Below are 15,681 nucleotides of genomic sequence, written 5' to 3'. Positions count from 1 at the left end.
TTTTTCCTACAGGCTGTTTTTCTGTGTAGGCTGCGGCCCGGTTACATCATCCAGGCTATAGTATACGATAACCGGGTCACCAATTTCAATAGCATTGAACACTTTTTCTGCTTCTGTGTATGGGGTATTCACACATCCGTGGGATCCGTTCGTCAGATAGATGTCCCCGCCGTACTCGGTACGCCAGCTCGCATCGTGGATTCCGACGTCGCCGTTAAACGGAAGCCAGAACATGACATGGCTCGGATAGAGCTTGAAATCACAGTCACTTTTTTTCGCATCCACCGCCCAGACACTGCCTGCCGGAGTGTCATAGCCCGTCGCATGATTGCCCGTTGTGACCGGTGTTTCCGTCACCAGAACGCCATCCTTGTAGCACCACATTTTCTGCTGGGAAATGCACACCTCGACGTATGTATTTCCGATATCATTGGCCGAGCGGTCATTGGCCGTATAGAGGTAAACCGGGTCGAGATTTCCCTGTGTTTCGTCCTCGATCGCCTGCAGAAGTGCCTGCGTCGTCTCCTCCTTGTCGATGCACCAGCCGTAATCGCCGCCCGCATTCAGGTTAATGGTCGCGCCAAGACTCGTTTTGAAGGTATGCGCCAGCCCGAAGGTGTCCGTCTCATACGCCATATGGCGCACAAAAGCTGCCGCTTCGTCCTGCGAAATCGTGTAGGTTCCATCCTCCCCCTGTACGAGCCAGCTCTGTAAGGTCGCCCGGTCTATGGCATAGCTGTTTTCACCGATTGCATACGTGATCCGCGCCGCTGTCAGGTGGTTCAGTTCCGCCATTTTCCCATTCAGTGCTTCATCATCCTGCGTAATGTCCGGTTTCCGGTAAACATCTTTTTCTTCCAGATCCACGCTCGCCGCTCCGGCATCCAGCGCCTCGATGACAGCCTGCTCCGCCTTCTCATAGTCCACCTGCTCGCCCTCTGTTTCCGGCACAATAACGTACGAGGTTCCGTCATCCGTCAGATACGCATCCGTCGGCGCTTCCTGCTGTTCTTCCTGAAACCCTTCCATCGTCTGCAGTTTTTCCTGCACCATTTCTTTGTCATAGACAGAGTCCGCCGCCACCTGGTTTTCTTTCTCTTTCCAATAGAATGCAGGCCATGCAAGAGTATTCTGGGACTCCAGCAGTTTTTCCACCGCGTGGTCGTCCACATACGTGAGGCCGATCTCCGTGCCGCTTAATGTCTCTGTTTTTCCACCGCGCTCGGTAATGCTGAGTGTATAATCCACAATGTGCTTCTGAATTTCCTCTTTGACCTGCTCTGCGGTCAGCCCTGCGCAGTTCAGTCCGTTGATCGCGGTTTTCGGGAAAAAGTGGGATGCATAGTAATGCCCCACGCCCGCGTAACTGCCTGCGGCCGCAAGGAGTATGATTCCTGCGGCAATTCCTATTACTTTCTTTTTCATGTTTTTCCTTTCTGTCCCATAGAAAATTTCTTTTTAACTTTCTAATAGAAAAAAGCCGGAACTCCCACACCAGAGTTCACAAAAACTGTGTCCCCCGGGAGAATCCGGCTTTTGTATTTTTACTTATCTGTTATTTGCTTTCCAGAATCTTATCCACGCTGACCAGTTTGACACTCAGCACGAATACCTGACCTGCGATTTCCAGCTCTTCCGGTGTCGGGAAAGACGGTGCAATACGGATGTTGGAATCCTGCGGATCGTTGTGATATGGATACGTTGCGCCCGCGCCTGTCATGGTAAGACCGGCCTCGTTTGCCTTTGCAACGATCTTCTTTGCGCATCCCTCCATCGCATCGAAGGAGATAAAGTATCCGCCGTTCGGTTTTGTCCAGGAAGCGATGCCAAGGCCGCTCAGCTCCTGATCCATTACCTGCAGAATTGCCTCGAATTTCGGTCTTAAGATCTCAGCATGCTTTTTCATCTGATTCATCACGCCGTCCAGGTTCTGGAAGAATTTTACATGGCGCAGCTGATTCAGTTTATCATGACCGATGATCTGGAAGTTCATGTACTCCTGTGCCTCTTTGATGTTTGCCTCAGAAGAAATGAGAGCTGCAATTCCGGCTCCCGGATAGCTTACTTTCGAGGTGGATACGAACTCATAGACCATATCCGGATTTCCGGCTTTCTCGCACTCCTCGATGATGTTCAGCAGGTGATCCTGTCTGTCATCATACAGGTGATGGATGATATATGCATTATCCCAGAAAATACGGAAGTCTTTGGCTGCCGGTTTCAGGTTTGCAAATCTTCTGACGGTCTCATCGGAGTAGGTGTAGCCCTGCGGGTTGGAGTATTTCGGTACACACCAGATTCCCTTGATGGCGTCATCTTCTGCAACGAGTTTTTCTACCATGTCCATGTCCGGTCCTTCCGGCGTCATCGGAACATTGATCATCTCAACGCCGAAGTACTCGGTTACACCGAAGTGACGGTCATAGCCCGGTACCGGACAGAGGAATTTTACTTTGTCCAGCTTGTTCCACGGAGTGCAGCCTGCAACGCCCTTCAGGAACGAACGTGCTACGGTATCAAACATAATGGTAAGGCTGGCGTTTCCGTAAACGATGACGTTTTCCGCCGGAACCTCACAGATATCTCCGATCAGTTTTCTTGCTTCCGGAATACCGGTCAGCACGCCGTAGTTCCGGCAGTCGGTTCCATCTTCTGCGAAGGTGTCTTCATTTTTCGAGAGAACGGTAAGCATTCCTTCCGTGAGATCTAACTGGGCTGCTGCAGGTTTTCCTCTGGAAATATTCAGATTGAGGCCTTTTGCTTTTACCTCTGCAAATTCCTGCTCCAGTCTGGCTTTCTCGGCAACTAATTCTTCTTTGGTCCATTCGATATACGGTTTCATGAAACGTCCTCCCTTGTACTTTCCTTACCCGTTTTTCAGGTTTCTTGCTCAACTAAAGACCATTTTACCAGATCATGAGTTTCTGTCAAGGAGAACTTGCATGTTTTATACACTTTTCAGCATTTTATCCCACTTTTTGCAGTTTTATACTTCATTTCCTGCAATTTCAGCCAAATGTTTTTCGTATGACGGACATACGTCCGCTTCCAAAAGATGTTTTAAACGTTGTCAGACTGCCATCTTCCCGATGCACCGCACGGCAGAACAAGGCCGGTCGACTTGACCGGAAGGCCGATTTCCTGTGCTTCTACGTGGCCTTTGTACTGTTTTAATTCCAGGGAAATCATGTACGTCAGGACAGCCGGTGCAAGTCCTGTCGTGTAAGAATTCACAAGGAAGAACAGCGGGTCATCGCTTAAGAGCTGCGTGCAGAGCTTGATGAACGGATGAATCGACTCCTCGATTTTCCAGATCTCGCCCTTTGGTCCTCTTCCGTAGGACGGCGGGTCCATGATGATCGCGTCGTAGTGGTTGCCTCTGCGGATCTCGCGCTCGACAAATTTGGTGCAGTCATCCACAAGCCAGCGGATCGGCTTGTCCGAAAGGCCGGACACGGCAGCGTTCTCTTTTGCCCAGTTGACCATGCCTTTGGATGCATCGACATGTGTGACGCTTGCGCCTGCTGCGGCCGCTGCGAGCGTTGCGCCTCCCGTGTAGGCGAACAGGTTCAGCACTTTAATCGGGCGGTTGGCACGGCGGATCAGATCGCCGAACCAGTCCCAGTTCGTTGCCTGCTCCGGGAAAAGGCCGGTGTGTTTGAAGCTGAACGGTTTCAGGCGGAAGGTCAGGTCTTTATAGTTGATCTCCCACTGCTCCGGCAGATGGAAAAACTCCCATTCTCCGCCGCCCTTGCTGCTTCTGTGATAATGACCGTTTTTCTTTTTCCAGCCCGGATTTTCTTTTTTCGTGTTCCAGATGACCTGCGGGTCTGGTCTTACCAGAAGGTAATCTCCCCACCGCTCCAGTTTTTCTCCGCCGGACGTATCCAGCACTTCATAATCTTTCCATCCATCTGCTATCCACATTTTATTGGTTTCCTTTCTCTTTTATCTCAAAATTTATCGTGTTCTGAATTGTACGTTCCTATGATACCATAAAAGTATTGTTTTTCCAAAACATTTCTTATATCATAGTTCTGGGCATCCGCGCATTTGATCCGGAAATCTGCCCGTGGAAAGGATTTTTCTCATGGAAACCGTACTCTTATATCAGATCAAAGGAACGAAAACAGCTGTGCTTTTAAAGCCGGTTCTCTTAAAGCTCGGTATCCGCGTGCGCATTGTGGAACCGGAACAGTATCTCCAGTCGATCGGATTTCTTGCCGGAAATAAAGCATTTGCAGAATCCCCCGAAGCCTATGACGGCGCCGGATTTGATGAACCAATGATGGTCATGGCCGGCTTTTCCGAGCGGAAACTCGATCTTTTTCTCACCGAAATGCGCCGGAAAAAAGTGCCGCCGATCGCCCTCAAAGCCATCGTCACAACGCAGAACCAGGCGTGGAATTCGCTGCAGCTCTACAGAGAATTAAAAGAAGAACACGAAAAAATGAAATCGTACCGGAAATAACTGGTCTGGTCAAAAAATCCGGAATTGGAACTTTTTCTTCATGCCACCACTCCCTATAATAGGGTGCAATCAAGGAACGAAAGTTCCAGATACCAAAGGAGTGCGTTGTTATGAAAAATGAAAAAGTCTGGAAAATCGCAATGACAGGTGTCTTTGCAGCCCTTTCCTACGTTGTCTTCACCTTCCTGCAGTTCAAAATCTGGCTGCCAGGCGGAGATGCCACCTCAATCCATTTCGGAAACGCTGTCTGTGTGCTCGGTGCGCTAATTCTCGGCGGTGTTTACGGCGGAATCGGCGGTGCGATCGGCATGACCATCGGAGATCTTCTCGATCCGGTCTATGTGGTATACGCACCAAAGACCTTCATCTTAAAATTCTGCATCGGCCTCATCGCAGGACTGATCGCACACAAAATCGGTAAAATCAACGAGCAGACCGATCAGAAACAGATCTTCAAATGGGCACTGCTTGCAGCCATCGGCGGACTTCTGTTCAATGTGATCTTCGATCCGCTCATCGGTTACTTCTACAAACTGGTTCTTCTTGGAAAACCGGCAGCAGAGGTTACCTTAAGCTGGAACGTAGCGGCAACTTCCATCAACGCCGTACTTTCCACCATCGCTTCCGTTGTCATCTACATGGCACTGCGTCCGGCTCTTCAGAAATCCGGACTGTTTAGCCAGGTAAAAGCAGCAGCGAAATAAAAAAACAAATTTCATTTACGCGATATCCAAAAAAGTCACCATGTTCTATTTCGAACCGGTGACTTTTTTCATGCATTTCTTTTTATTTTTCAGCGGTGGCTGCTGCCTCTTTTTCCTCGTGCTTCGGGGTCAGCTTCTCGTTGATGAATCCATTTTCTTTCATCTTCTCTTACTCCTCATTTTTTGTTTTTTCTCCGGCGAACCACGCTTTTTCAATCATTTCCAGTTCCCGGATATCAATACAGTTGGGAATGCTTCCTTCTCTTACCGCCTTCTGGCACTCTTTGAGATCCATCCAGCGGACTGCTTCTACTTCCGACTCCTGTAGATGCAGTTTTTCCGCCTCGACCGGCTTCGTGTAAAGATACACGGCGCTGACCTCATGATCGTGGAACGGTTTTCCGTAAAAAACACCGTGTGATACTTTTTCCAGCAGGCCAAGATCCCTCAGCTCCTCTGCCTCTGCGTGGATGCCGAGCTCCTCGCCGATTTCCCGCAGAGCCCCTTCCAAATACGTATCGCCCGCCGAGAGATGGCCGGCGCTTGAAATATCGTAGCAGCCCGGATTCGAATCTTTCCAGGCACTCCTTTTCTGCAGCAGTACCTCACAGCCGCTCTTCTCATTCGCCCGTGCAATCCAGATATGTGCCGTTCCGTGACACCGTCCCTCACTGTGCGCCACGCCGCGTTCTACGATGGTTCCGGTCGGCGTGCCGTCGCCTGAGCGCTCCTCAAAAAGTTCCATCTGTTTTCCGTTCAGCACCGCTTCTGCGAGCGTGTCGCCCACATACCGCAGCTTCAGGGAGAAAAACGGCTCGTCTTCATTCAGAAGGCGGAAAAAGATTTTGTCTCCCTCCCACAGATTCAGGTGCAGGACGTCCTCTTTTTTCACCCAGGCGAGTTCGCCCTCATCACATGCAGTCGGTTCTCCCGTGAATCCGTCTGCCGTGTAGAGACACATATACTCCATGTACTCCACCGTTTTGCTGTTTTCTGCCTCTGTCACAAAGGTAACGAGACCGCGGAAACGCCAGCTCGTCAGCGTGTAGCCGGTTTCCTCTTTTACTTCACGCAGCAGGCATTCCTCCGGGCTTTCGCCAAGTTCCGCATGGCCGCCGACGCCGATCCACTTGTCCTTGTTGACATCGTTCTTTTTCACCGTGCGGTGCATCATCAGATAGCTGTCATCCTTTTCGATGTAGCACAGCGTTGTCATGCAGCCTCTGCCTCTTTCTTCTGTTTTTTCCTCCATCTTGGACTCCCTCCGTCGTGCGCCGGACTTCTTTCCGCTTCTTTTGTTTTTCAGGAAAAATGTATTTCTGCACACACCTTTTTCTCGTTTTCTATTCTACCATACTTTTTCAGAATTCCAGCAACAAATTTCTATCTTTTTGCAGATCTTTCACGAAAAATGTAACGACCATTCCGCATCTTCTTGACTCTCACACAGTACTGTGTTAAAGTGTCTGTAATTGATGTTTTGTCACCCGTAAACAACGTTTCTTATCATTTCTTACATTTGAGGTTTTCATGATGGAAAAACAGACGATAGTTGTGAAAGTCGGCACCAGCTCCCTGACACTCTCAGACGGAACCATGGATGCTGAAAAAATACGGAACATTACGACCCAGCTTGCCGCGCTGCAGACGGCAGGCCACCATGTGATTCTCGTTTCCTCCGGTGCGATCGCCGCAGGCTTTTCCCGTCTCGGCTTTAAAAAACGGCCGACGAAAATTGACGATAAACAGGCTGCCGCTGCTGTCGGCCAGGGCCTTCTGATGGAGGAATACACGAAAAATCTGATGGCGTACCAGATTCCGTGTGCGCAGATTCTTTTGAACCGCAGTGACTTTGAGGACCGCCGCCGCTATAAAAACATCTTCGGCTCCCTCTCCGTCCTGCTCGGGCGCGGTGCGATTCCGATCATCAATGAGAACGATACGATCGCGATTGAGGAGCTGAAGGTCGGCGACAACGACACGCTCTCTGCCCAGGTGGCTGCGATGCTGCATGCATCGCTTCTGATTCTGCTGACCGATATCGACGGGCTCTACACTACCAATCCAAAGAGTGACCCGAATGCGCGCCATATCGACGTGGTAAATGAGATCACGCCGGAGCTCACTGCTGCGGCAGGCGGTGCGGGATCGGGCAACGGAACGGGAGGCATGACAACGAAGCTCTCCGCCGCTTCGCTTGCCACAAGAGCCGGTGTGCCGGTTCTGATCTGCTCCTCGGCGGAGGAAAACAACATTGTGCGTGCGGTGAAAGGAACCGCAAAAGGAACGTACTTTACCGCCAGCGGCCACAACATGAAAACGCGTCTGCAGTGGATGGCATTCTATGCGCCGAGTGCGGGCAACCTCTACGTCGATGAGGGTGCCGCAGAAGCACTTGCTGTTCAGGCAAAGAGCCTGCTTCCTAAAGGCATCGTGGCAGTCGAAGGCGATTTTAAGAAAGGCGATGTCGTCAGCGTCTTCCGGCGCGGCAGCCATGAATATCTCGGAAAGGGCATTGTCAACTATGACCGGCCGGATCTGCAGAAAATCATGAACGAAAGCACCAGCCACACGGAAGCAATCAACCGCGATAACTGGATCGGCGCGGAATAAATGGTGCCGAATAAAGCATTCTTTTGTTTACGAAAATTCCCCTCCGTGTTATAATATTTGTATTCAGCCGGCTGCAGGTTTTTCTTTCAGCGAGGAAAGGAAGCTGCATCCGGTTTTCCATGTGCTTTTGGTTTTACTTCGAGAGCACAGCAAACACAAAGGAGGGTTTTTACCAATGAAATACGATTTTACATCTCTGATGAACCGCAGCGGCCACGATTCGATCGCTGTCGATCAGATCCCGATTCCGGGTGCGGAAGTCAAAGAGGGCTTCTCCCGCATCCCGATGTGGGTGGCCGACATGAACTTCCCGTCTCTTCCGACCATTCAGGAAGCAATTCACGCGAGAGTCAACGAACCGCATTTTGGCTACTTTAATCTGCCGGATGCATATTTTGACAGCATCATCCGCTGGCAGAAAGAGCGCAACGGTGTGGAAGATCTGCCGCGTGAGGCGATCGGCTATGAGAACGGCGTGCTCGGCTGTGTTGCTTCGGCTGCTGCCGCTTTTACATCCCCGGGCGAATCCATTCTTCTGCATTCCCCGACATACATCGGTTTTACCGGTGTTCTTGAGAACTGCGGACGCAATATCGTTCTCTCCGATCTTGTTCAGGATGAGAACGGCGTATGGCGTATGGACTACGCCGATATGGACCGCAAGTTAAAAGAACACAACATTCATTTCGCGATTTTCTGCTCTCCGCACAACCCGACAGGCCGTGTCTGGGAGCGCGAGGAAATTGAAAAGGCGATGGAAATTTACAAAGCAAATGAATGCGTTGTCATCTCCGATGAGATCTGGTCTGACCTGACACTGCCGGGCTTCAAACATATCCCAACGCAGTCCGTTTCGAAGGATGCACGCGAGCGCACCATCGCACTTTATGCACCGTCCAAGACCTTTAACCTGGCTGGCCTTGTAGGCTCCTACCACATCATCTACAACCGCATGCTGCGCGACCGTGTGGAGAAGGCTTCGTCCCTTTCTCACTACAATTCTCCGAACGTACTCTCTGTTCATGCGCTGATCGGCGCTTACCGTCCGGAGGGATACCAGTGGGTGGATGAACTGCGCGAAGTGCTGAAATCGAATGCGGATTATGCGTACAACTACATTCTCGAGCATTTCAAGGGCGTGAAGCTTTCCAAACCAGAAGGAACGTACATGCTGTACCTCGACTGCGAGGAGTGGTGCAAGGAGCATGATACCGATATGGATACACTGCTGAAAGCCGGTGTTGCTGTCGGCGTGATCTGGCAGGACGGACGGCCGTTCCACAGACCGTATGCGATCCGCCTGAATCTGGCACTGCCGCATGTGCTTGTGAAAGAGGCATTTGACCGTATGGATAAGTATGTATTCAATGCGAAATAATTGTATTTTCTAATTTTATAAGCCAAACATAATGAAAGACCGAAACGGACATTTTCCTCTGCCGTTCCGGTCTTTCGCTGTTTTGTGCATCCTATTTTTTCAGTTTTGCTCCAGCTCCCGCTGTGCCAGCATCTCTTCCACGTTGATGCCGTACTTCTTTAAATTGACGCGGCCGTTTTCCAGCACAATGCCGTCTGCCTCCAGCATATCCGCCTGTTTCCCGGCGCCGCCGAAGACAAATTCCGCGGCCAGTTCGCCTTTGGAGTTTACCACACGGTAGCATGGAATGTGCTCCGGATCTGTGTTTTTATGTAAGGCGTTTCCCACGGCACGCGCCATCTTCGGCTCGCCTGCAAGCGCTGCTATCTGGCCGTATGTCGCCACTTTTCCGCGCGGAATCTGCTTTACCGCCTCATAGATTCTTTTGGTCGGGCTGTCCGTGATGATGTCGTAGCTCTCGGCGATCATGGTACGCACAGCGTCATCGGGTACGGTTCCGTCGAGGAGAATCGTGTTCCAATGTTCTTTGTTCTGATGATATCCCGGGATAACTGACGCGAATGCATCGCGCCAGTAGTCCCGCCATTCCGGGTTTGCTTTTACATTCAGCTGAATGATTCCGTCCTTTTCATAGACCCACAGAAATGCCTTTTTGCTTCCTTTCACGCGGATGAGCTGCCAGTTGTCATCGTGGAACGGTGCTTCCTGATATGTGTCCGGGAAGGAAAGGCCATAGGATAGCGCTTCTTCTCTTGTCTTCATTGCAGACTTCCTTTCTTCCTGTCGCGGGTGTTTTGATGTTTTTTCCGCAAAACACCCGCTTTTTTCTGTATTCGTCCTGCCGCTGCGATTCTGCTTTTTTCTGCGGCATTTTTCTTTATTATATCAGTCCGCCTGCTTCTGCGCAATTTTTCACCTGCTATTTTTTCATCTTCGGCTGGAAAATCCAGCTTGCAAGATACGCGAAAATCAACGCCGCTGATGTTCCGACAGCCCCCGCCTTTAATCCGCCCTGGAACAATCCTAAAAATCCGCTTTCTTTTACGGCATCTTTTACTCCCTGAAACAAAAGATGCCCGAACCCGAGCAGCGGCACCGACGCGCCTGCCCCGGCGTATTCTGCAAATGGATCGTAGAGTCCCAGAAAGCTCAACACCGCGCCCGTGCACACAAGCGTTACCATAATTCTTCCCGGCAGCATTTTCGTGCGGTCGAGCAGAATCTGGCACAGGGCACAAATGAGGCCGCCGACCCAGAAGGCATTGAAATATTCCATGAACGTTCCCATTTTACACATCCTCCTCCCTCTCGATTACAACCGCCTGTGCAATACCAGGCACGCTGCTGCCCTCCTGAAAGCTGACCTTCGACATCAGCGCACCAGTCGGTACAAACAGAATCCTCTTCCACTCTCCGTTTTCCAGCTTCGGCAGCAGATACTCCGCCAGCACCGATGCCGCACAGCCGCAGCCGCTTCCGCCCGCACCGGTGTCCTGTTTTGCCGGATCGAAGATCAGCATGCCGCAGTCACTGTGCTGTTCCGAGATATCGTATCCTTTTTTCTTCAGCAGCTCCAGCAGAATTTCCCGCCCCACAACGCCGAGATCTCCCGTCACAATGCGGTCGTAATCGGCCGGTTCCCGGTTGAAATCGACGAGGTTCTGTGCAATCGTATCGCACGCAGCGGGGGCCATGCAGGCGCCCATGTTCTGGTTGTCTTTCAGCCCGTAATCAATGATTTTTCCCGTCGTAGCGCCCGTGATTTTCACTCTGCTCTTCGTTTTTCCAAGCACACACGCGCCGCTTCCCGTCACCGTCCAGCTCGCGGACGGCGGGCGCTGGTTTCCGTAGGCGAGCGGAAAACGGAACTCCTTCTCCGCCGTTCCAAAGTGGCTCGATGTCACCGCCAGCACCCGGTCACCGTATCCTCCCGCGACTGCCATCGCGCCAAGCGAAAGCGCCTCTCCCATCGTCGAGCAGGCACCGAACAGGCCGTAGAGCGGGCAGTTCAGATCCACCAGGCCGAACGATGATGCGATTGACTGTGCCAGAAGATCGCCCGCAAAAATCATGCGGATCTGCTCCGGCCTCACATTGGCTTTCTGCATTGCCAGCTTCGCGGTGGCAAGCTGCAGTTCACTCTCGCCCTCCTCCCAGCTCTCCTGCCCGCACATCGGGTCCGAAAGCGTGTGCGAAAAGTATTCGCCCAGCGGTCCATCCTTTTCCTTTTCTCCTACAATCGCCGCGCTGCCCTCGATATAGACGGCTTTGGCAAACGAGATGCTCTGCTTTCCTGTCATCTGTCTCATCGGCAAATTCCTCCGTTTTCTTATTTTGCGTCTTACCATTTCTGACCTTCAGTATTTCCGTTTTTTCCATTCTTACGCATGATTTTCCTGTTTTAGGGAACTCTGTACGCTGTAGCACAAAAATCCTGTTTCAGAAACTTTTAGAGGAATGTTTTTCATGAGTGAAATGCTGTATCTTCAGACGGAGCGTAATATCAAAATCACCAGTCCCGTCGTGACGCTCGGCGATGTGGCGCAGCTTTCCTGTTCAGACGGCGCTGTCCTCGCCCGCAATCAGGTCCGCCGCGTGGCGCATCTTCCCGATGACGGATACGGGCGCTACGTCTGCTCCGCCTCCACCCTCGTCCGCCTCGTCACGGAGGCCGAGGAGCACGTCGATGTCACCCACATCGGCGAGCCGAATTTTATTTTAACGTACGAGGATCCGCGTCAGAAAAACACCTGGATCAGCTGGTGCAAAACGATTCTGGTCGGCATCCTTACGTTTATCGGAACTGCGTTTTCCATTATGACCTTCCACACCGACATCGGCGTCCGCGAGCTGTTTTTGGATGTTTACACCCGTTTTCTCCCGCAGATGACGCCCGGATTTTCGGTGCTGGAAATTTCATATTCCATCGGCATCGGCCTTGGCGTCGTGCTCTATTTCAACCATTTCGGACGGCGGAAATTCACGCAGGACCCGACGCCGCTCGAGGTGGAAATGCGGGTCTACGAGGATGATATCGATACGACCATTATCGAACAGAACGACCGCTCCGGTAAAGGAAAGGAGGCTTTTCATGCGAATCCTGCCAGAGATCCTGCTGATCACAGCCGGTCTTAGCCTTGGCTTTTTCATCGCGAGCGGCCTTGTCGCGCTTGTGATCGGCCTTGGCATCGTGACACGGTACGCCGGCATCACAAAGACAGCAGAGAGTCTGCGTTTTTACGAATGCTGCTGTATGGCCGGGGCGCTGTTCGGCGATCTTTTCTCGCTTGGCACCTTCTCGTTTTCCCTGCCCTCCTGGACGGCCGGTGTGTTCTGGCTTTTTGCGGGCATTTATCTGGGAAGCTGGATCATCGCGCTCGGCGAAGTCGTCAACCTGTTTTCGATCCTCTGCCGCCGGATCGGACTGACGCGCGGACTGCCGTTTGTAATTCTCTGCATGGCGGCAGGGAAAATCGCGGGCTCTCTCTATTATTTTGCAAGTGGATTTCAATAAGAACTGGAGGTAAGATGTGATGCAGAGTTTAAAAAGTGAACGGGCAAAAAAAGAATACGAACAGTTTGTCAAAGAGGTGACGCCAAAGCAGAATCTCTTCTGCAATATGGCAAAAGCCTTTATCGTCGGCGGTCTGATCTGTGTCGTGGGGCAGATTCTGCTCCATATCGGCAAAACGCAGTTCTCACTCAGCAAAGATGACGCTGGCTCCTGGTGCTCGCTGATTCTGATCCTTAGCAGTGTGATTTTAACCGGCCTCAACATCTATCAGAAAATCGTCACCTTTGCCGGCTGCGGTGCGCTCGTCCCGATCACCGGCTTTGCCAACTCGGTTGCAGCTCCTGCGATTGAATATAAAAAAGAAGGACAGGTCTTCGGCATCGGTGCGAAAATTTTCACCATCGCCGGACCTGTCATTCTGTACGGTGTCTTTGCAAGCTGGCTGCTCGGCTTTCTCTATTGGCTGTGGACCGCTGCTGGGAACTGGTTTTAAATCAGTTCCGCAGCGCTTCCGCCTCTTCTTTTGTGCAGCCCTCGCGGCTGTAACGGGCTTTTTCATAGCCGTCGTGCAGCCGTCTCATGCCGTCGCCGGAAAGCTCGTTTCTCTCTTCCAGCTCCGCCGGGGTTTCGGCTCCGGTCGGCTGGTATTTTCCGGCTTTTTTGATCGTTTTTTTATACTGCCGGCGGATACGCATATTCGGGGAGAGATAGCCCTCTTTCTTTTCCCGCCGCCACGGCAGATTTTCCCGTTCGTCGTTTCCCTGATGCAGGAAGAGAACTTCGTCCTCCTCATCCTCTGAGAAGGCTTTTCCCGCATTTTTTACGCTCTGGTAAATCGCCCGCAGAACCGCGGTTCCGACGGCAACCATCACAAGATACATGACCGCCGTAAAAAGATTCTGGATCCACTGCGGCATCGGTTTGTACTCTTTGTCCCCCAGCATATCGGACAGATCGGCCTGCTCCATGCCCTGCGGCGTCTCGGCCTCCGGTGTTTCGATCGTAAGATCGCTTTCCAGCTCTTTCGGCTCATATCCTGCGATCGCCTCCGCAATCGGATCCTTTCCGTAGAGCGCCGATGGGAGCACGAACAGTACCAGAAGGAGTACTGCAATTTTCAGGATCAGTTTTCCCGTCCGCTGCATCGTCTCCACCGGGAGATTGGCGATTTTCTGATGGTCACGGATGAACCCGTGCATGCCGTCGAGGTACTGGCAGAAGAAGCACAGGAATACATCTGCAAAGAAAAACCAGTAGATCAGATGCCAGTAGAACGGCATTTTCATCAGCACACCGATCACATACTGTATCATAAACCAGAGAAAATGAAGGGGCTTTGGCTCATCGAGGAGCGTCGGGATCTCCCACGCTTCCATATCCGCCAGCGGCATTGAGCCGGCCGGCAGTTCCTGCGCTGCTTTCTTTAACTGGCCTTTGCGGATTCTGACATAGCCGCGGATCAGGAAAATCACAGCGGCCATAAGACCCGTCATCACGCCGGAAAGGCTCTCCAGAAATGCAGGAGAAATACCGTTCTCAAACTTGTTTTTTCCATCGTTTGCCGCCACAGACGCTTCAATTACCGCTGCCGCCTGCACACTGAACAGGGAACAGAAAAATTTCGCTGCCAGATACGTCACCGCGCAGACCGCAATTCCGCCAAGCAGAAACTGCCAGAGTGCTTTCGTTTTCCGGATCAGAATCCAGCTTGCAGCGGCCGGAATCAGCAGCAATAAGGATATGGCGCAGAAATACAGCGCCTCCCTTCCCGTCAGCTCCAGAAAACCGGCGGCAAAGCCATAGATGCCGGCGAATAAAAGCCAGACATGAAGCCAGGTCAGCGGGATCTGTACCGGTGTCTTTTTTATTTCCATGGTTTCACCTCCCAGCCGATTGCGGTGTACGCACGGTTCTGCTCCGACGGAACTTCTTCGCCCGGCAGATACGGAATCACCCACAGCACCTGGTTCTGCGCACCGGAGAGCAGATGAAGCGCCTCACGGACCTCATCGGTTCTGTTTTTGGATACGACAACGTAGGTGTGGCCGGTGAGCTCTTTTTCCGCCTCTTTGTGCAGAAACTCCGCGCTGCCTGTGAGATTGCCCCCAAGCTGCACGCACGCCAGTTTCCGGTTCAGCTCCGCTGTTTTTCCGGCGCCCGCTGCCAGATGGACACGCAGCTCCTCGCCGGTCTCCTCATCTTTCGCATTGCTCTTCACCCACAGATTCATCTTGTTTTTCACCATCCGCGCCGCAAGCGAAGACGTGATGCGGATGCTCTCCTCGACCTGCGCTTCCTCGCGCAGAATGTTGGCGTCCTCGATATCGAGAAGCACCGTAACTTCCACGCTCGTCGTCGCGTCAAACTGGTTGACCATCAGATCTCCCATCCGTGCCGACGATTTCCAGTTGATGCGGTTCATCGGGTCTTCTTTCCGGTAATCGCGGATACCGGAAAATTCAAACGGGTCCTCGTACAGGCGATTCCGTGACAGAACCATGCCCGACACGGCACGGCAGATCATCTGAATCCGTGCAGTATCGACCTGGCGCGGGTAAACGTACATCTGTGTCTGCTGCGGGTAATCGCTGTAAAGACCCTCCCGGAAAAAAAGATCGTACGCTACGGCATGCGCACCGGTGATCTCGTAGAATCCTCGTTTTTTCGCCTGAAACGGCAGTGTTCTCGTGACCTGCTGATGAAACAGGAACGAAAAGACATCGCGTTTGTAGCTCTGGTCGGTGATACTTGCGTTTGCTTTTGCCTCGCGGTCGAATTCCAGATTGCGGCTCATCGAAATGCCAAGCTCGAGTGCCGGAATCGGCAGCAGTTTGTCGTTTACGACGACCTCTTTTAACGTACTCTCCTCGCCCTCATAGATCGCGGAATCCTGGAAGCTGACCTGGATTTTCAGGTTTTTCTGCCAGTTTTTCTGGTACAGCTTTTTCTGCAGAAACCAGGCGAGCGCCATTCCAAATAGTAATAAAAGAAGCATAGTCCG

The 15,681-nt window shown here is 51.9% G+C and carries 16 protein-coding genes; 7 read left to right on the top strand and 9 right to left on the bottom strand.

What is annotated here, in order from left to right; genetic code table 11:
• Window positions 1–6: 6 nt before the first annotated feature.
• From PGS38_RS08385 to PGS38_RS08375, 3 genes are all read right to left on the bottom strand, one after another.
• Window positions 7–1,425: a L,D-transpeptidase family protein gene (locus PGS38_RS08385; RefSeq protein WP_055228034.1), complete on the bottom strand. Its 1,419-nt coding sequence runs from the start codon at window positions 1,423–1,425 to the stop codon at window positions 7–9.
• 130 nt (window positions 1,426–1,555) lie between these two features.
• On the bottom strand, window positions 1,556–2,842 hold the full coding sequence (locus tag PGS38_RS08380) for an aspartate aminotransferase type Ic (protein WP_118640478.1): 1,287 nt from the start codon (window positions 2,840–2,842) through the stop codon (window positions 1,556–1,558).
• Window positions 2,843–3,060: 218 nt separating this feature from the next.
• Entirely contained in the window at window positions 3,061–3,927 is an 867-nt protein-coding gene (locus PGS38_RS08375; protein WP_022461781.1) for a class I SAM-dependent methyltransferase, read from the bottom strand.
• A 163-nt stretch (window positions 3,928–4,090) separates the two neighbouring features.
• On the opposite strand from PGS38_RS08375, the gene PGS38_RS08370 reads away from it, so the two are divergent.
• Together PGS38_RS08370 and PGS38_RS08365 are read left to right on the top strand one after the other, a co-directional pair.
• Window positions 4,091–4,471 carry a DUF3783 domain-containing protein gene (locus tag PGS38_RS08370; protein WP_055219975.1) on the top strand — a complete coding sequence of 127 codons (381 nt, stop codon included), beginning with the start codon at window positions 4,091–4,093 and terminating at the stop codon, window positions 4,469–4,471.
• A gap of 110 nt (window positions 4,472–4,581) precedes the next feature.
• Window positions 4,582–5,175, top strand: coding sequence for an ECF transporter S component (locus PGS38_RS08365; RefSeq protein WP_022461779.1), 594 nt, complete (start codon window positions 4,582–4,584; stop codon window positions 5,173–5,175).
• Window positions 5,176–5,344: 169 nt separating this feature from the next.
• Here the strand turns inward: PGS38_RS08365 and PGS38_RS08360 are convergent, their stop codons facing one another.
• Window positions 5,345–6,427 carry an NUDIX domain-containing protein gene (locus PGS38_RS08360; RefSeq protein WP_118697593.1) on the bottom strand — a complete coding sequence of 361 codons (1,083 nt, stop codon included), beginning with the start codon at window positions 6,425–6,427 and terminating at the stop codon, window positions 5,345–5,347.
• Between the two features lie 278 nt (window positions 6,428–6,705).
• Between PGS38_RS08360 and proB the strand changes: the two genes are divergently transcribed.
• Together proB and PGS38_RS08350 are read left to right on the top strand one after the other, a co-directional pair.
• Window positions 6,706–7,788 (top strand): glutamate 5-kinase, encoded by a 1,083-nt coding sequence (proB, locus tag PGS38_RS08355; RefSeq protein WP_243110732.1) that lies wholly within the window; start codon window positions 6,706–6,708, stop codon window positions 7,786–7,788.
• A 175-nt stretch (window positions 7,789–7,963) separates the two neighbouring features.
• On the top strand, window positions 7,964–9,166 hold the full coding sequence (locus tag PGS38_RS08350) for a MalY/PatB family protein (RefSeq protein ID WP_055219980.1): 1,203 nt from the start codon (window positions 7,964–7,966) through the stop codon (window positions 9,164–9,166).
• Between the two features lie 99 nt (window positions 9,167–9,265).
• On the opposite strand, the gene PGS38_RS08345 is transcribed toward PGS38_RS08350, so the two are convergent.
• The 3 genes from PGS38_RS08345 to spoVAD all read right to left on the bottom strand — a co-directional run bounded on the left by PGS38_RS08345 (window position 9,266) and on the right by spoVAD (window position 11,475).
• Window positions 9,266–9,928, bottom strand: coding sequence for a methylated-DNA--[protein]-cysteine S-methyltransferase (locus PGS38_RS08345; RefSeq protein ID WP_055220159.1), 663 nt, complete (start codon window positions 9,926–9,928; stop codon window positions 9,266–9,268).
• A gap of 157 nt (window positions 9,929–10,085) precedes the next feature.
• A complete protein-coding gene (locus PGS38_RS08340) occupies window positions 10,086–10,442 on the bottom strand; it encodes a SpoVA/SpoVAEb family sporulation membrane protein (protein ID WP_055220161.1) in 357 nt (118 codons plus the stop codon).
• Window positions 10,443–10,455: 13 nt separating this feature from the next.
• Entirely contained in the window at window positions 10,456–11,475 is a 1,020-nt protein-coding gene (spoVAD, locus tag PGS38_RS08335; protein WP_055219982.1) for a stage V sporulation protein AD, read from the bottom strand.
• Window positions 11,476–11,632: 157 nt separating this feature from the next.
• Here spoVAD and PGS38_RS08330 point away from each other — a divergent pair, with 157 nt between their 5' ends.
• From PGS38_RS08330 to spoVAC, 3 genes are read left to right on the top strand one after another with little or no spacing between them, the layout of a single operon-like run.
• Window positions 11,633–12,301 carry a stage V sporulation protein AA gene (locus PGS38_RS08330; RefSeq protein ID WP_055219984.1) on the top strand — a complete coding sequence of 223 codons (669 nt, stop codon included), beginning with the start codon at window positions 11,633–11,635 and terminating at the stop codon, window positions 12,299–12,301.
• Window positions 12,258–12,680, top strand: coding sequence for a stage V sporulation protein AB (locus PGS38_RS08325; protein ID WP_055219986.1), 423 nt, complete (start codon window positions 12,258–12,260; stop codon window positions 12,678–12,680). Before PGS38_RS08330 ends, PGS38_RS08325 begins: the two co-directional genes overlap by 44 nt.
• A 19-nt stretch (window positions 12,681–12,699) precedes the next feature.
• Entirely contained in the window at window positions 12,700–13,173 is a 474-nt protein-coding gene (gene spoVAC / locus PGS38_RS08320) for a stage V sporulation protein AC (protein ID WP_022461770.1), read from the top strand.
• 1 nt (window position 13,174) lies between these two features.
• On the opposite strand, the gene PGS38_RS08315 is transcribed toward spoVAC, so the two are convergent.
• Together PGS38_RS08315 and PGS38_RS08310 are read right to left on the bottom strand one after the other, a co-directional pair.
• A complete protein-coding gene (locus tag PGS38_RS08315) occupies window positions 13,175–14,554 on the bottom strand; it encodes a DUF4129 domain-containing protein (RefSeq protein ID WP_118594861.1) in 1,380 nt (459 codons plus the stop codon).
• Window positions 14,545–15,675, bottom strand: a complete 1,131-nt coding sequence (locus PGS38_RS08310) for a DUF58 domain-containing protein (protein ID WP_022461768.1) — start codon at window positions 15,673–15,675, stop codon at window positions 14,545–14,547. The genes PGS38_RS08315 and PGS38_RS08310 overlap by 10 nt, the downstream gene beginning before the upstream one ends.
• Window positions 15,676–15,681 lie beyond the last annotated feature (6 nt).

Origin of the sequence: Fusicatenibacter saccharivorans, from assembly GCF_027667425.1 — a bacterium.
GTDB lineage: Bacteria > Bacillota > Clostridia > Lachnospirales > Lachnospiraceae > Fusicatenibacter > Fusicatenibacter saccharivorans.
Note: the sequence above shows the minus strand (reverse complement) of the source record. Positions and strands in the feature narration are given on the sequence as shown.

Bases quoted from the DNA above. Each gene is read 5' to 3' on its own strand.
- PGS38_RS08325 (WP_055219986.1), top strand. From the start codon at position 12,258: ATGCGAATCCTGCCAGAGATCCTGCTGATCACAGCCGGTCTTAGCCTT.
- PGS38_RS08350 (WP_055219980.1), top strand. From the start codon at position 7,964: ATGAAATACGATTTTACATCTCTGATGAACCGCAGCGGCCACGATTCG.
- PGS38_RS08340 (WP_055220161.1), bottom strand. From the start codon at position 10,442: ATGGAATATTTCAATGCCTTCTGGGTCGGCGGCCTCATTTGTGCCCTG.
- PGS38_RS08385 (WP_055228034.1), bottom strand. From the start codon at position 1,425: ATGAAAAAGAAAGTAATAGGAATTGCCGCAGGAATCATACTCCTTGCG.
- PGS38_RS08370 (WP_055219975.1), top strand. From the start codon at position 4,091: ATGGAAACCGTACTCTTATATCAGATCAAAGGAACGAAAACAGCTGTG.
- PGS38_RS08360 (WP_118697593.1), bottom strand. From the start codon at position 6,427: ATGGAGGAAAAAACAGAAGAAAGAGGCAGAGGCTGCATGACAACGCTG.
- spoVAC (WP_022461770.1), top strand. From the start codon at position 12,700: ATGCAGAGTTTAAAAAGTGAACGGGCAAAAAAAGAATACGAACAGTTT.
- proB (WP_243110732.1), top strand. From the start codon at position 6,706: ATGATGGAAAAACAGACGATAGTTGTGAAAGTCGGCACCAGCTCCCTG.
- PGS38_RS08345 (WP_055220159.1), bottom strand. From the start codon at position 9,928: ATGAAGACAAGAGAAGAAGCGCTATCCTATGGCCTTTCCTTCCCGGAC.
- PGS38_RS08365 (WP_022461779.1), top strand. From the start codon at position 4,582: ATGAAAAATGAAAAAGTCTGGAAAATCGCAATGACAGGTGTCTTTGCA.
- PGS38_RS08380 (WP_118640478.1), bottom strand. From the start codon at position 2,842: ATGAAACCGTATATCGAATGGACCAAAGAAGAATTAGTTGCCGAGAAA.
- PGS38_RS08375 (WP_022461781.1), bottom strand. From the start codon at position 3,927: ATGTGGATAGCAGATGGATGGAAAGATTATGAAGTGCTGGATACGTCC.
- spoVAD (WP_055219982.1), bottom strand. From the start codon at position 11,475: ATGAGACAGATGACAGGAAAGCAGAGCATCTCGTTTGCCAAAGCCGTC.
- PGS38_RS08310 (WP_022461768.1), bottom strand. From the start codon at position 15,675: ATGCTTCTTTTATTACTATTTGGAATGGCGCTCGCCTGGTTTCTGCAG.
- PGS38_RS08315 (WP_118594861.1), bottom strand. From the start codon at position 14,554: ATGGAAATAAAAAAGACACCGGTACAGATCCCGCTGACCTGGCTTCAT.
- PGS38_RS08330 (WP_055219984.1), top strand. From the start codon at position 11,633: ATGAGTGAAATGCTGTATCTTCAGACGGAGCGTAATATCAAAATCACC.